This window comes from Borrelia parkeri (assembly GCF_023035815.1).
GTDB classification, from domain to species: domain Bacteria; phylum Spirochaetota; class Spirochaetia; order Borreliales; family Borreliaceae; genus Borrelia; species Borrelia parkeri.
Genome location: NZ_CP073159.1, coordinates 770626 through 786032, shown reverse-complemented (window position 1 = coordinate 786032; position 15407 = coordinate 770626). Strand labels below are relative to the sequence as shown.

The window sequence follows — 15407 nt, the reverse complement described above, 5'->3', positions numbered from 1 at the left end:
ATAAAAAGGATACTTAATAAAATTGAACTTAATTGAATATATATTCAAAAAAGCAGAGTTAAACATCAAAGGCTTTGTAAAAAGAAATACACAATTAAAGATGATCGAAAAAATAAGCAAAGCCCTTGAAAATGAAAATTTTTTAGTTATTGAAGCACCAACAGGAACTGGAAAAAGTTTTGCCTACTTAATTGCTGCTATTGACTTCATTCAAAAAACACAAGAAAAAATAATAATCTCAACAGCATCTATTAACCTTCAAGAACAATTAATAAAAAAAGATATCGAATCTCTAGAAAAAATCATTCCTTTTAAAATGAAGTTTGGAATAATTAAAGGAATGAAAAACTATCTCTGCCTTCGCCGGCTTAAAGAATTTGAAAGAAATCTTTTAACATATACATTTAATAAAAAAAATTTACAAGCATTAATCTACTGGTCACAAAATACACAAACAGGTGATAAAGACGAACTTAATTTTATTGATGAGCAAATCTGGGAAGAAGTATCGGCAAGCCCTGAGACATGTTCAGGTATTACCTGTCCTGATGACAATAAATGTTTTTTTAAAAAGGCAAGAAAACAAATATTAGAATGTGATATTATCATAACCAATCATCATTTACTCCTAAATGATCTCTACATAAAAAATGAAATATTAACAGAAAAAGAAAATTATGAAAACGACTCTGAAAACAATGATGATGAGATTAATTTAATATTGCCTAATACAAAAAATATAATAATTGATGAAGCTCATTATCTAGAAGAAGCTGCAAGGACATTATTTAGCAGAAGTTTTTCAAGAATTGGAATAAAAAAAATTTTTACTAAAATAGATAAAATAATAAAAAGACAAAACATAAATAATAAATACAAGAAAAATTTTGAAAATTCAACAATTCAATGCTTTGAAAATATTGAATATATAATACAAACACAAAAAGATTTTCCATCAATCTATAGAGTTACTAATGATACACATAAAACAGATTTTTATATAAGAATTAAAACACATTTACAAAATGTCATATATAACTTAGAAAATTACAAAGCAACCATAACATCTTTAACACAAGAGATAGAAAATAAAACAGCAAAAATAGAACTAAACAGACTAATTAAAAATATAGAATATAAAGAATCATTAATTAAAATTTTAATCTCTGAAAATCAATATGACAATCTTTGTTTTTGGATAGAAAATAAAACAAATGTGCTTATATTTAAAATATCAGAGATTTATTTAGGCCCTAGTCTAAATAAAATTATGTATAAAAGAGTAAAAAGGATAATTTTCACCTCAGCTACTCTAATGACAAATCAATCATTTTCATATTTTTTCAATCAAACAGGATTGAACTTAAATGATCAAAATATCAAAATGGAAAAGTTGTCATATTCTTTTCCTTACAGGCAAAGATCAATACTCACCGTTATATCAGATATTGAATACCCTAATAAAGAAGAAAAATTTTTAAATCAATCAACACAGTATATTAAAGAACTTGTAATGTTAAACAAAGGCGGTACCTTAATTCTTTTAACCTCACTTAAAAGCTTAGAATATATAAGCAAAAACATTAAAGACTTTTTATTTACAAATAATATAAACCTCTTCATACAAGGAAAATTGCCAAAAAATGAATTAATAAATTCTTTCAAAAAATCACAAAAAAAAAGCGTACTCATAGGAATAAAAAATTTTTGGGAAGGAATTGATATTAAAGGAGACAAATTAACAATGGTAATAATTCCCAAACTGCCATTTCAAACTCCTTCTGATCCAATTTTAATAGCAAAAAACGAATTGGCTACAAAATTGAATAAAAATTTTTTCACACAAGAAACACTGCCACAAGCAATAATGAAATTCAAACAAGGATTTGGAAGATTAATTAGAGATCCAAAAGACTATGGGATCATAGTATGTTTTGATAAAAGACTTGTTGAAAAAAATTACGGTACATTATTCCTACAATCCTTACCTAATATTAAAACTTATTACTCAAACTTTGAAAATATCAAACACATAATAGACACATTCTTTAAAAAGATAGATCAAAATACTAATCCATAGAAATACTATCTCCTGGAATTTTAGTCTTTCTTACCAAAATATCCCTATATCCTGTAGATTTAATAAGTTCAACATTTTTATGAATATCATCAGCATAAGTAGGAATGAACACTGTAAAAAAAGGTCCATGAGAATTCACTAAAACATTAAGTCCAGCTTTTTGAAGTATTCTATAAGCTCTTTGAGCATAATCTTTAGTCTTATAAGAACCAACTTGTATATAAAAATCTGGTTCTTTAGTCGAATTATCTAAAATCTTTTCTGCAACTTCAGAGTGATCGTTATCTAAGGCAGCATTACTGTTTAATTTTGAACCCGAAACAACTGAATCATCCTTAGAAAAATCTTCAGTATTAACAGTTTTTTTAGATTCCTGCGTCACAACTTTATTTTCATCCGATTGTTCCAATATCTCAATTTTTACAGGAGCAACACCTATTCCTAGAAAATCTAACTTTTCAGCAGCAGATTTTGACAAATCAATTATTCTATCCTTCCTAAAAGGACCCCTATCATTAATTCTTACAACAACTGTCCTATTATTAAGTAAATTAGTAACTCTTACAATAGTATTAAATGGAAGTTCCTTGTGAGCAGCCGTAAGAGCTGTCATATCAAATTTTTCACCATTAGCAGTAGATTTGCCATGAAAAGCCTCGCCATACCATGAGGCAAGTCCAACAGTAGCACTGTTTAATTGAGTAAAAGCAAAAAACAAAAACAAGAACCCAAATCTAATATCTATAAGATTAAATAAATTTACCATGACATGTATTATATCATATTGCATATTACAATATAAAGCTTAAGACTTATAACATAAAATCAATAAGTTAAGTTAACCTAAATTGTTTATTTACAATTTTTTTGCTTTAATAAATAAGTAAGTAAACTTAATAGGAAATGACATTAATGAAAACAGAGATCATAGAACAACTCGAGATAAAAAAAGCAGCAAAACTTATAAGAGCAGGAGAATTAGTAGTATTTCCTACAGAAACAGTATATGGCATCGGAGCTAATGCATACAATGACGATGCAATACGAATGATCTTTCTAGTAAAGAGGCGTCCTATCACAAACCCTTTAATAGTACACGTTGAATCAATAGAAAAAATAAAAGAACTTGTAGAATATATACCAAAAAGTGCACTGATTCTAATGCAAAAATTCACTCCAGGCCCTCTAACATTTATACTTAAAAATGCGGGTAAAATATCTAACTTCATAAGCGGAGGACTTGACAGCATAGCAGTAAGAATACCATCAGAACCTGTAGCTCTCAAGTTAATAAAGATGAGCGGAGTTCCAATAGCAGCCCCATCAGCAAACTTATCAAGACGTCCCAGTGCCACTAATTTTGAAATGGCAATCAGGGAACTTGATGGTCTAGTTAAGGGAATTATCAAAAAAAATGAAGAATCAAAAATTGGTATAGAATCAACCGTTATAGGATTTGACTCTAAAGGAAATATATCAATACTAAGACCAGGTTCAATCACGAAAGAGATGATAGAAAAAGAACTTAAAGGAAAATTTAGAGTAGAATACTCAGTAGGAAAAGAAATGCTATCTAAATCACCTGGAAATTTACTAGAACATTACAAACCACGCATACCTGTTTATCTATTTAAGCAAAAAGATAATATAAGACAGTATGCATCAAGACAAGATACAAAAGTGCTCATCATGAAAGCTACTCTTAATTCATATTGGTTTAACAAATCTTGGAATATGAATAATATCTGCGTTTTTAATACATTAGAAGAATATGCAAAAAACATCTACAAAGTATTTGTAGAATCTGAGAAAACATACAAACAAATACTTGCTGAATTTGTAGATAACAGTCAACTTGGATACTCAATTAATAATAGACTTAAGAAAGCAAGTCTTAATAAATTTATTCCTTAAAAGCAATACAACATATAATTAAAATTCACTACTCAATAGTTCTAAATATTTAAGGGCAATAGGATCACTCGAATCATATTCAAGAACTATCTCAAAATACTCTCTAGCCTCTTTCTTGCGTCCCATCTTTAGATAAAGAATTCCAAGATTTGAAACAATTTTGATATTATCAGGTTCAAGCTTCAAAGCCCTAAGTAAATATTTAAGACCATCATCAAACTCAAGTAGTTCCATAAAACAGATTGCAAGTTCGTTCATAGCATCGGCATTCTTAGAATCAAGAGATAATACCTTAAGAAAAGCGTCTTTTGCCTCAGAGTAAAAACCCTTTCTTCTATATCCCCATCCAAGCAAGAACCAAGCATTCCAAGAATCTTTATGATATTCTAAAAGTTTAACAAGTTTAGAAATAGCCTCATCTTCCCTCGATAAAATTATCAGATCATATATTCTCTCAAGATTTAAAGCTAAACTTTTATGAACTCCTATAGCATTTAATACTTCACTTACCTTATTTTTTAATCTTAAATTATTAGAAATTTTTAAATAATGCTTAAGCAACTCTTGAGCCCTGTCCAATTTATATTGCTTAACAAAAAAAAAGCCAGCATTTGCAAACACATTTTCATTGGGACTCTCAAATTCTAAAAGTTTTTCATAAATCTCTAAAGCATTTTGATTACTAGTCATAGCATGCATGTTTTGATCAACCCTTAAGAAGTTTTCAGCCATCTTCTCATACAATAATGCCAAATTAAAAAGAAGAACTTCATTTTCATTATCAATACCTTTTAATGCCAAAAAAATTTCAAGAGCCAAATTATAATCTCCCTCATCAACTTTAGTAAGTCCAACATGAATAAGCGTATTGACAATATTAGGATTTAAAGCTAAAAGAAGCTTTTTATAATAAGCAAAATTCACATTACCTTGATCATAAGCCGAAATCTTAAGAATCGCGGACATAATAGCCTCAAAATTAAGTTCATCTTGAGAAAAATGCTCAACATCATCAACCTCAACGGGTAAGAGTACCTTAGGATCAAATATAAAATCTTTAATTTGACTTGTAAAATCTTCTGGAAGAGAAATATAAACAATATTTTTAAGCATAAATCCTCTAATTAAAATAATCATGAATTAACATGGTATAGTCAAGGGGAATCTTTTCCTCGCAGAATGCAATGCCTAAAGCTAAAACTTTTCCATTAGGAGTTTGAATAACACTCAAATTTTTTGCCTTGCCCACAATAGATACTTCCTTGTCTGCAATATCAAAACTTAAAGTTAAATCAGCATTACTTTCATCCATTTCCTCATAATCAAAATAAGATATTAAAAGTGCACCTCCATAAGAAAGGTCTTTAATCAAGCATTTATGCTTAACACCCTGAACTTCAATAAAAGCTTTATCAGAACTAAGATTAAGCTTTCTAAGCGAATCTTTATCAATAATAATACGCTCATGTATTCTTTGATTCTGTCCAAGCTTTAAATCAAGCAGTTTGCCAATCTTAACTGCAACCTCTTCTGGCATAGGAGATAAAAAATCTAGAGTCAGCAAATTATACTCTTTCTCTTGTACAGAACAAGAAGATGTATTGACCAACTTCACAACTAAAGAGGGAATAAAAAAAGAATCATCTCCAATATTATCAAAACTCTTAAGCTGAATATTGCCTGAATTTCCATTTTGTGCTAAAACAGGTAAAACTTTATCTTCTTGCAAAATAACCTTAATAGCATTCATAGAAATAGAATAAATTACACCATAGGCCTCATAATTACCAACTCTAATTTCAACAGAATTTTTAATATTAAGGAAACTGTTGATTTCAGTACTCATCTTAATTTCTTTACCTCTATATTTAGCTTCATAATCTTTTATTTTCCTAGACAAAAACATAAACCTCTCCTTTAAAATCTAACAAACATGTTAAAATCGACATTCAGGAACTTTAAAGTAATAACATTCAAAAAATTTTAAGTTATGCATACACTTTAAAATAATTTTATCCCAAAATATTAGATACAACCAATAGTTAATAACTTATTCAACATATCTACGAAAAACACATTAATACCCCAAATAAAAATCAAAATGTAAAATCAATTGTATAAAAAAAAACACAAAAAAAAGCCTTAACAAAAGAGAAGCCCTTACTTGAACTTACTTTAAATCCATATTCTCATTTCTTGCCAATTTGCATTACAGAATCCACATAGTATATATAAGAAGGAATTATAACAATATTTTCACATTAATAACAACTCATGAAAATATGTTAATTCTAACATATTTATAGTATAATTATATTGGAAGGGTATAATTTGAAAAATCTTAACTTTAGTAAAAAAGCTAACTTACTCATTTATCTAACATATTTTACTATTAGTTTCTCTATTATCTTACTATCAATTGCAATAGTTGAGACTGTAAACATTCAAAGAGACAAAAATTTTGGGGACGTAAATCCTGCCATACCTTCAAAGCTTTTTGATACAAATGGCAGGATAATAACACAATTTATATCCGACGAGAATAGAGAATTACTCTCTTTAAGAGAAATACCTAATAACTTAATAAGTACGCTTTTAATACGCGAAGATCTTAGTTTTTTCTTTCACAGAGGCTTCTCACTAATGGGAATTCTCAGAGCTGCTTTTAATATTGCTATTGGAAGATACTTTTCAGGGGGAAGTACTTTAACACAACAATTGGCAAAACTCCTTTACACCAATCAAGCAAGACGATCAATCTTAAGAAAGCTAAATGAAATTTGGTGGGCCATACAACTTGAAAAGAAACTATCAAAATATGAAATCCTTGAAAAATATTTAAATAAAGTGTATTTTGGAAACGGAAATTACGGAGTAGTAGCAGCCTCAAAATTCTTTTTCAATAAAAGTGTAAAAGATATTAACACTGCAGAAGCGGTTTTAATGATTATACAACTACCAAATGCCAAACTCTATTCACCATTTTACAATCCAGAATTCGCTAAAAAAATACAAAAGGCAGTATTGCATCAAGTAGTATCTAATGGAATTATAAGTACTGAACTAGCTGAGAGAGAATTTAATGAATACTGGGAAAACTACGATTGGACTCGTATGGCAGACACATCAGCTATCTCTGATAAAGAAGATCATGCACCTTATTTCTCAGAATACATAAGGCAAAGAATAATTAAACATCTTCCATCCGGAGCAAACATATACAAAGACGGGTACTCAATATACACAACACTTGATCTTGATGCACAAAAGTATGCAGATGAAATTACACAAGAAATGATCATAAAAACAAGAAAAATGTATAATTCTACTAAATCATCTGAGACACTAGTAATTAACTCAGAAATAGTTCCCATAATTGATACAATATCTGATCTGTTTGGAATAAAAAGCACTAGAGTAAATGGAAGACAATACAAAAAATTAAGAACAAGAAAATTTTATGAAGACAATATTGATTTAATTGCAAGTTTCGCAGCAATATTAGGCATTGATAAAATAGACAAAGCAACAAGAGAATACACAATAAACAATAAAACAAATCCAAACTTCATTGTACAACCAGAAGGCGCATTCATAGCACTAGATACCACAACAGGAGCAATAAAAGCAATGGTTGGGGGAAGCGGATATAGAAAGGGAAGCGAATTTAATAGAGCAACCCAAGCAAAAATACAACCTGGAAGTGCATTTAAAGCCTTATACTTTTCAGCAGCTATTGATCTTAAAAAAATCACAGCTGCAACAATGTTTTCAGACTCTCCAGTAGCATTTTTTAATCAAGAAGGAGAAGTCTATGCACCTGAGAACTACGGAGGAAAATGGAGAGGTAATGTATTAACACGTAAAGTACTAGCTTTATCACTAAATATTCCTTCTCTTAGAATACTCGATACATTAGGATTTGAAAACGCAATTAAATATTCTGCTAAATTATTAGGAATAAAAGATCAAAATGAAATAAACAAAACATTTCCTAAAGTATATCCTCTTGCACTCGGTGTTATATCAACATCTCCAATACAAATGGCAAGAGCATTCGCAATTTTGGGCAATAATGGCAAAGAAGTGGAACCATATGGAATTAAATATATTGAAGATAGGAATGGAAAAGTAATAGCAAATGTAGAATCCGAAACACTAACAGCAATTAAAAACAAAGGAGCCAATGCACAAATAGTATCTCCTCAAACTGCCTATATTATGACAGACATGATGAAATCAACAATTCAATATGGAACCTTAGCAAATCAAAGACATACAAATCTTAAAGACTTTAAATCTGACATTGCGGGAAAATCAGGAACTACTCAAAACTGGGCTGATGGATGGGCAATAGGATACTCACCCTATATAACAACGGCTTTATGGGTTGGTTTTGATAAAAAGGGATATTCATTAGGAATTGCTGGAACAGGCACAGGACTTGCTGGTCCTAGTTGGGGAAAATTTATGGCAGAATACCATAAAAATTTACCTAGAAAAGTTTTCATAAGACCTAAAGGCATAATTAATGTACAAGTACAATCAGAAACAGGACTATTACCAGAAGGAGTACCTAACGAAATAACAATAAATGAAATATTCATTGCAGGGACTCAGCCATTTGAAAAGTCAAAATACTATGAAAATAAATCTGAATTTTTAAATAAAATGGAATTTAATGTTTATGGAATCGATAGAATCGATGACAATAATGAGTTAAACATTGAGGTTAATGAATTTGAATATCTTATAGATGATTTTAATTCATTAAATAAAATAGACAACAAAAAAGAATTTGAAAATGATATCAATGAAACTAATAATAGTAGTTTGGATAATAGTTTAGAAAATGAACATAATCAAGAAAACGTGAATCATGACATACCAGATATAAATCTAGATAATAACATCAACAACACAAGGATAGATGATAATGATGACAACATTAATATAGATGATACTAATATAGACAACAAAGACAAAGAAAATAATGCAGAAATTAAAGCAAATTCTCTCATTGATGAAAATGAACAAATTGATGAAAATGAACAAATTGATGAAAATGAACAAATTGATGAAAATGAACAAATTGATGAAAATGAACAAATTGATGAAAATGAACAAATTGATGAAAATGGGCACAAAGATGTAAATGGAGAAAATATTCAATTGGATTAAGAAAAATGTTAATAGATTTAGAACAAATAAAAATAAAAAAACGAATCAGACAAAATATAGGAGACACCTCAACTCTTAAAGAAAGCATCAAAAAACATGGTTTAATCTACCCAATAATAATAGATAAAAACAAAAATCTAGTAGCAGGTTTTAGAAGATATCAGGTATTAAAAGAACTTGGATATAAAGAAGTCGATGTCAAGGTAATCCCCACAGAAGATAAAAAAATTTTACTTGAAATTGAACTTGATGAGAATAATGCCAGAAAATCATTTACAAAAAGTGAATCAGAGACAGGGGAAGAACAATTAAAATATTATTCAGAAAAAAACATAATAATCAGGTTTTTAAAATTAATAATACTTAAAATAAAAAAAATACTAAAAAGAAAAAAACAAAATAAAACTTAAATATATAAGAACTATTGGAGGAGGCTTCATGCTCAAGTATATCAACCTTAATAAACTTAAAAATTTTCAAGAATTAAGACAAACCAATCCCGAAGAACTAAAAAAGACTCTAAGTGAGGATAGAATAAAAAAATATGACATCAAAATAGAAGGACATCAAGTACATTATAACTATGCTACAAAACAAATTAACGAAACTCACTTAAACATATTTCAAAATTTAAGCGATGAAGCAAATCTAATAGAAAAATATAAAGAAATCATCGATGGAAAACATATTAATATCAGCGAAAATAGAAAAGTTCTGCACCATTTGACAAGAGAACAACTTGGAACAGAAGTCATAGAGAATAATGAAAATATGAGGGAATTTTTTGAAAGAGAACTTAAAAGGATTTTTGAATTTGCAAAACAAGTTCAAAACGGATCGATTAAGAGCATAAGTGAAAAAGTCTTTAAAAATGTGGTACAAATCGGAATTGGTGGTTCAAGTCTTGGTCCAAAAGCACTATATACCGCGATCAAAAACTACGCTAAGCAGAAAAATTTACACCTGATGAAAGCCTATTTTATTTCAAATGTTGATCCAGATGAAACAGAAGAAGTATTAAGTGAAATAGACCTTCAAGAAACCTTATTTATTATAGTATCAAAAAGCGGAAACACACTAGAGACAGCAGCTAATATGCAATTTTTAATTAAAAAATTAGAAAATAATGGTATCAAAGAATACCAAAAACAAATCATAATCATTACATCAAAGGGAAGTATGCTAGCACTTGAAAAGGGATATCTTGAATACTTCTTTATGCACGATTCAATTGGTGGAAGATTTTCACCAACATCAGCTGTTGGACTTACCTTAATTACTCTTTGCTTCACAGAAAACGTTACAAAAGAAATATTAAAAGGAGCTTGTGAGGTTGATAAAAAAGCATTAAATAAAAACGTAAAAGAAAATGCGCCTCTCTTAGCAGCACTAATTAGTGTATATGAGAGTAACATTCTTAACTACAGTAGCAACTGCATTATTGCATATTCAAAAGCAATGGAAAACTTTTATCTTCATCTGCAGCAACTTGAAATGGAAAGCAATGGGAAAAGTGTAAACAGATTTGGAGAAAAAATTGATTATAAAACAGTAAGAATAATTTGGGGAGGAATTGGAACGGACGTTCAACATTCATTCTTTCAAATGCTTCATCAAGGAACAGATATAGTTCCAATGGATCTAATAGGTTTTAGTGAATCTCAACTAAAGCAGGATAGCACCCTAGAGGGAACATCAAACAATGATAAGTTAAAAGCAAATCTAATAGCCCAAATAATTGCATTCTCTTATGGAAAAGAAGATACAAACAAAAATAAAAACTTTGAAGGTGAGAGACCTTCTGCATTAATATATTCAAAAGAACTTACACCTTATACAGTAGGTGCAATACTATCCCACTATGAGAACAAGGTAATGTTTGAAGGATTCTTACTAAATATAAATTCATTCGACCAAGAGGGAGTTCAACTTGGAAAAGTCATTGCGACTAAGATTTTAAAGGAAAATAACTTAAAAGATAAAATAATAAAATCTTATGATAGACTACTTCAATAATAAAAAAGTAACAAAGCTAATTCAAGAATTTATGATTACAATCATGCTCATTACATTAAAATTTATAAATAAGAGGCAAAAAGGATGAACACAACAATAATATACACACTCCTAAATATCACAATCATGCTTACATTAATAGGACTTCTATATTTTCTACACAAAAAACACATCTCATTTACAAAAAGACTACTAGTAGCCTTAGGATTAGGAATAGCCTTTGGTATAACTATGAAATATTATTATGAATCAGAATCAATAATACTAAAAGAAACTATTAAATGGATTAATATCTTAGGCATAGGATATATAAGACTCATTAAAATGATGGTAATACCACTTATACTTGTTTCAATAATATCTGCAATAGTAAAACTAACAAATAGCCAAGATATTTGGAAAATGAGCTTATCTGTAATACTTATGCTTATATTTACAGCAGGAATTGCTGCAATAATTGGAATTGGTACCTCTCTCTTCTTTAATTTAACAGCAGAAGGACTTCAATCTGGAGTAGATGAAATTACACAAGGGAAAAAACTAAATCAAGGTCTTGAACGCCTACAAAAAACCCCAATTACACAAAAATTATCAGAACTGATCCCTGAAAATATATTTGCAGATATGGCAGGCACAAGATCAAACTCAACAATTGGAATAGTAATATTTGCTGCCTTAGTAGGAATCGTTGCTCTTAAAGTTGCCAAAAAAAAACCAGAATCAATAGAATTTTTTAAACAAATAATATCCACAGCACAAGATTTGACCTCTGGAATGATAATTTTAATCTTAAAATCAACACCTTATGCCATATTAGCAATGATTACAAAAATATCGGCAACAAGTGATATTTCAAGCATAATGAAACTTGGAAAATTTGCACTTGCTTCCTATATTGCCATTGGCATTACAATTTTAATGCACATGACACTAATTGCACTTAATAGGCTAAATCCAATTATCTTCATTAAAAAAGCATGGCCGGTTCTGACATTTGCATTCATATCTCGTTCTAGCGCAGCAACAATACCTGTTAATGTAGAAGTACAAACTAAACAATTAGGAGTCAGTGAGGGAACTGCAAACCTTGCAAGTGCATTTGGGGTATCCATTGGACAAAATGGTTGTGCAGCACTCCATCCTGCAATGTTAGCAATAATGATTGCTCCTACCCAAGGAATAAACCCAACAGATCCTTTATTCTTACTCCAACTTATAGGAATAATAATAATAACCTCATTTGGAGCAGCTGGAGCTGGAGGAGGCGCAACAATAGCTTCTTTAATGGTTCTCTCATCAATGAACCTACCCGTTGAACTTGTTGGACTTGTAATATCTATTGAACCTTTAATTGACATGGGTAGAACATCTGTCAATGTGAGCGGCTCAATGGTTGCAGGAATAATAACCGCTAAAAACCTTAATCAATTAGACAGAAATATTTATAATAATCAAAATGAAATAGAAAAATAAGGCATTTTTATGAAAATAATAATTATTGGGGGAACTGCTGCAGGAACTAGTGCTGCTGCCAAAGCAAAACGAACAAATAAAGAATTAAATATCACCATTTATGAGAAAACAAATACTACATCTTTTGGGGCTTGTGGATTACCATATTTCATCGGAGGCTTCTTTGATGAACCAAACAATATGATAGCTAGAACACCTGATGAATTTGAACAAAATGGAATATCAGTATTCACTGAACATGAAGTTATGAGAGTAGATATCAAAAATCATACCCTTCAAGTAAAAAACCTTAAAACAAAACAGATATTCAATGATACTTATGATAAATTAATGATTGCAACTGGAGGCAATCCTATCATTCCACCAATTAGCAATATCCAACTAACAAACTTTTATACTCTAAGAAACATGCAAGATGGAAAAGAAATAAGAGAACTTTTTAAGAAGAAAGATATAAAAAACATAGTAATAATTGGAGCTGGATATATTGGAATTGAAATGGTAGAAGCTGCTAAAGCTTTAGAAAAAAATGTAAGAATAATTCAACTAGATAAACGAATACTAACCGAATCGTTTGACAGAGAAATTACTAATATAATGGAAGAAGAATTAATAAAAAACAATGTTCTACTCCACACAGATGAATTTGCAAAAAGCTTAATAGGAAAAGAAAAAGTTGAGGGAATCATTACAAATAAATCCGAATATAAGGCGGATCTTGTAATTCTTTCCACCGGTATCAAACCTGCTACTGAATTCTTAGAAGATCAACTTGAAACCCTAAAAAATGGTGCAATTATTGTCAACGAATATGGAGAAACCAGCGTAAAAAACATTTTTTCTGCTGGGGATTGCGCCACAATTTATAATCTTGTAAGTAAAAAAAATGATTATATCCCCCTTGCAACAACAGCTAACAAATTAGGAAAAGTAATTGGTGAAAATCTAGCGGGAAGACACGTTGCTTTTAAAGGAACACTAGGATCTGCATCAATTAAAGTCTTATCGCTTGAAGCAGCTAGGGCTGGTCTTACAGAAGAAACTGCTTTAAAACTTGGAATTAAATATAAAACAGTATTTATAAAAGATAAAAACCATACAAATTATTACCCAAATCAAGAAGATTTGTATATTAAACTGATATACAATGAAGAAACAAAAGAAATCATTGGGGCACAAACAATTGGTAAAAATGGAGCGGCAATAAGAATGCATGCATTATCCTTAGCGATCTATTCAAAACTTACAACAAATGAAATTGGAATGATGGATTTTGCATATTCTCCACCATTCTCAAAAACTTGGGATGCATTAAATGTTGCAGGCAATGCAGCAAAATAAATAATAAGAATACTTTTATTTCTTGTTCTTCATACTAAATGGCTGACCAGTACTTGCAAGAACATCCCTCCAAAAAGAACCATTTATATTGACTTTATTTCTGGCAATTACTGCCATTTTTATTGGAATATGTACAAATTTTGTACTCCACAAGCTAATTAATAATTTTGTCTTACCTGCCATAGCAGCATGAACAGCATTGGAACCAAGACGAGCACAATAAAGAGAATCACTAGCATTAGCTGGAGAACTTCTCACAAGATAACTAGGATCAATATACTTAAGATTAATTGAAATATTTTTGGACTTAAAATACATATTAATCTTATCTTTAATATAAAGTCCAATATCTTCATAAAGCAAGTTACCAGAATCGTCTTTTTTACGACTACTAGGATCAAAATACTTTTGTCCTGCGCCCTCTGCTATTAATATTACTGCATGGGGCATCTCATCCAAATTCTCTTTTGCCAAAAGTCGTCTTTCAAGATGTTCAAGAAGCCCATTAGGCCCCTCAATATCAAAATCTAGTTCTGGAATCAGACAAAAATTAACATTATTAGAAGATAAAGCAGTATGAGCAGCAATAAACCCAGAATCTCTACCCATAACTTTAACAAGACCAATTCCATTATAAGCACTATTTGCCTCAAAGTGAGCACCAGCAACTGCAGCAACTGATTGCTCCACAGCTGTTTCAAATCCAAAAGATTTTTGAACAAACATAAAATCATTATCTATTGTCTTTGGAATACCTACAACAGCAATCTTCAAATTTCTCCTCTCTATTTCCTCAGCAATTAGAACAGAACCTTTTTGTGTTCCATCTCCACCGATATTAAAGAGCATATTAACGCCCACTCTCTCTAAAGTATCAACTATTTCAACAGGTTTAATTCCTCCTCTTGATGAACCAAGTATTGTACCACCAAGTTGATTAATATCATCTACTACATCAGGATTTAGCTCAACAAAACTTAAATTAGACTCTGACAAAAGTCCCTGATATCCGAATTTAACTCCATAAATATTATGCACTCCATATACTTTCCATAAAGTTCTAACAATTGAACGAATAACATCATTAAAACCTGGACAAAGACCTCCACAAGTAGTAATTGCCGCTTTAACATTCTTTGGAATAAAATAAATTTTATGTCTAGGTCCGGCTTTTTCTAAAAAAATATTCTCATATTGATCCCACGCCTCGTCATTTTTATAAACATTAAATCTAATCTTATTAGCCTCACCAGTAAAATGAATATGACTCTCATCAGCATAAAAATTAATTAAAGGATTATCTTGTTTACATTCTCCTAAATTTTCTATTGTAAAATCTAAATTCTTATTCCTATGTCTATGCATTAAGTTGCTCCTCCATAATAAGTATCATTATAATTCA

The 15407-nt window shown here is 30.0% G+C and carries 11 protein-coding genes; 7 read left to right on the top strand and 4 right to left on the bottom strand.

Annotation, left to right across the window (positions count from 1 at the left end; all coding sequences use genetic code 11):
• The first annotated feature begins 22 nt into the window (after positions 1-22).
• On the top strand, positions 23-2080 hold the full coding sequence (locus tag bpSLO_RS03735; RefSeq protein ID WP_025407309.1) for an ATP-dependent DNA helicase: 2058 nt from the start codon (positions 23-25) through the stop codon (positions 2078-2080).
• Here the strand turns inward: bpSLO_RS03735 and bpSLO_RS03730 are convergent.
• Positions 2070-2846 carry a septal ring lytic transglycosylase RlpA family protein gene (locus bpSLO_RS03730; protein WP_038447838.1) on the bottom strand — a complete coding sequence of 259 codons (777 nt, stop codon included), beginning with the start codon at positions 2844-2846 and terminating at the stop codon, positions 2070-2072. The genes bpSLO_RS03735 and bpSLO_RS03730 overlap by 11 nt on opposite strands.
• Before the next feature lie 146 nt (positions 2847-2992).
• On the opposite strand from bpSLO_RS03730, the gene bpSLO_RS03725 reads away from it, so the two are divergent.
• Positions 2993-3994 carry an L-threonylcarbamoyladenylate synthase gene (locus bpSLO_RS03725; protein ID WP_025375716.1) on the top strand — a complete coding sequence of 334 codons (1002 nt, stop codon included), beginning with the start codon at positions 2993-2995 and terminating at the stop codon, positions 3992-3994.
• Between the two features lie 18 nt (positions 3995-4012).
• Here the strand turns inward: bpSLO_RS03725 and bpSLO_RS03720 are convergent, their stop codons facing one another.
• Both bpSLO_RS03720 and plzA read right to left on the bottom strand, forming a co-directional pair.
• Positions 4013-5107: a tetratricopeptide repeat protein gene (locus tag bpSLO_RS03720; RefSeq protein ID WP_241803691.1), complete on the bottom strand. Its 1095-nt coding sequence runs from the start codon at positions 5105-5107 to the stop codon at positions 4013-4015.
• A 7-nt stretch (positions 5108-5114) separates the two neighbouring features.
• Positions 5115-5900, bottom strand: coding sequence for a c-di-GMP-binding receptor PlzA (plzA, locus tag bpSLO_RS03715; RefSeq protein WP_025407312.1), 786 nt, complete (start codon positions 5898-5900; stop codon positions 5115-5117).
• A gap of 425 nt (positions 5901-6325) precedes the next feature.
• Here plzA and bpSLO_RS03710 point away from each other — a divergent pair, with 425 nt between their 5' ends.
• From bpSLO_RS03710 to bpSLO_RS03690, 5 genes are all read left to right on the top strand, one after another.
• Positions 6326-9175, top strand: a complete 2850-nt coding sequence (locus bpSLO_RS03710) for a penicillin-binding protein 1A (protein ID WP_038447841.1) — start codon at positions 6326-6328, stop codon at positions 9173-9175.
• 5 nt (positions 9176-9180) lie between these two features.
• Positions 9181-9585, top strand: coding sequence for a ParB N-terminal domain-containing protein (locus tag bpSLO_RS03705; protein ID WP_025375712.1), 405 nt, complete (start codon positions 9181-9183; stop codon positions 9583-9585).
• Positions 9586-9613: 28 nt separating this feature from the next.
• The gene (locus tag bpSLO_RS03700) at positions 9614-11191 is read left to right on the top strand and encodes a glucose-6-phosphate isomerase (RefSeq protein WP_025375711.1); all 1578 of its coding nucleotides are present in this window, start codon (positions 9614-9616) and stop codon (positions 11189-11191) included.
• An 84-nt stretch (positions 11192-11275) separates the two neighbouring features.
• Positions 11276-12664, top strand: a complete 1389-nt coding sequence (locus bpSLO_RS03695; RefSeq protein ID WP_025375710.1) for an L-cystine transporter — start codon at positions 11276-11278, stop codon at positions 12662-12664.
• Positions 12665-12673: 9 nt separating this feature from the next.
• Positions 12674-14005 (top strand): CoA-disulfide reductase, encoded by a 1332-nt coding sequence (locus tag bpSLO_RS03690; RefSeq protein WP_025407314.1) that lies wholly within the window; start codon positions 12674-12676, stop codon positions 14003-14005.
• 15 nt (positions 14006-14020) lie between these two features.
• On the opposite strand, the gene bpSLO_RS03685 is transcribed toward bpSLO_RS03690, so the two are convergent.
• Positions 14021-15370, bottom strand: coding sequence for an ATP-dependent 6-phosphofructokinase (locus bpSLO_RS03685; protein WP_025407315.1), 1350 nt, complete (start codon positions 15368-15370; stop codon positions 14021-14023).
• Between the last annotated feature and the right edge of the window lie 37 nt (positions 15371-15407).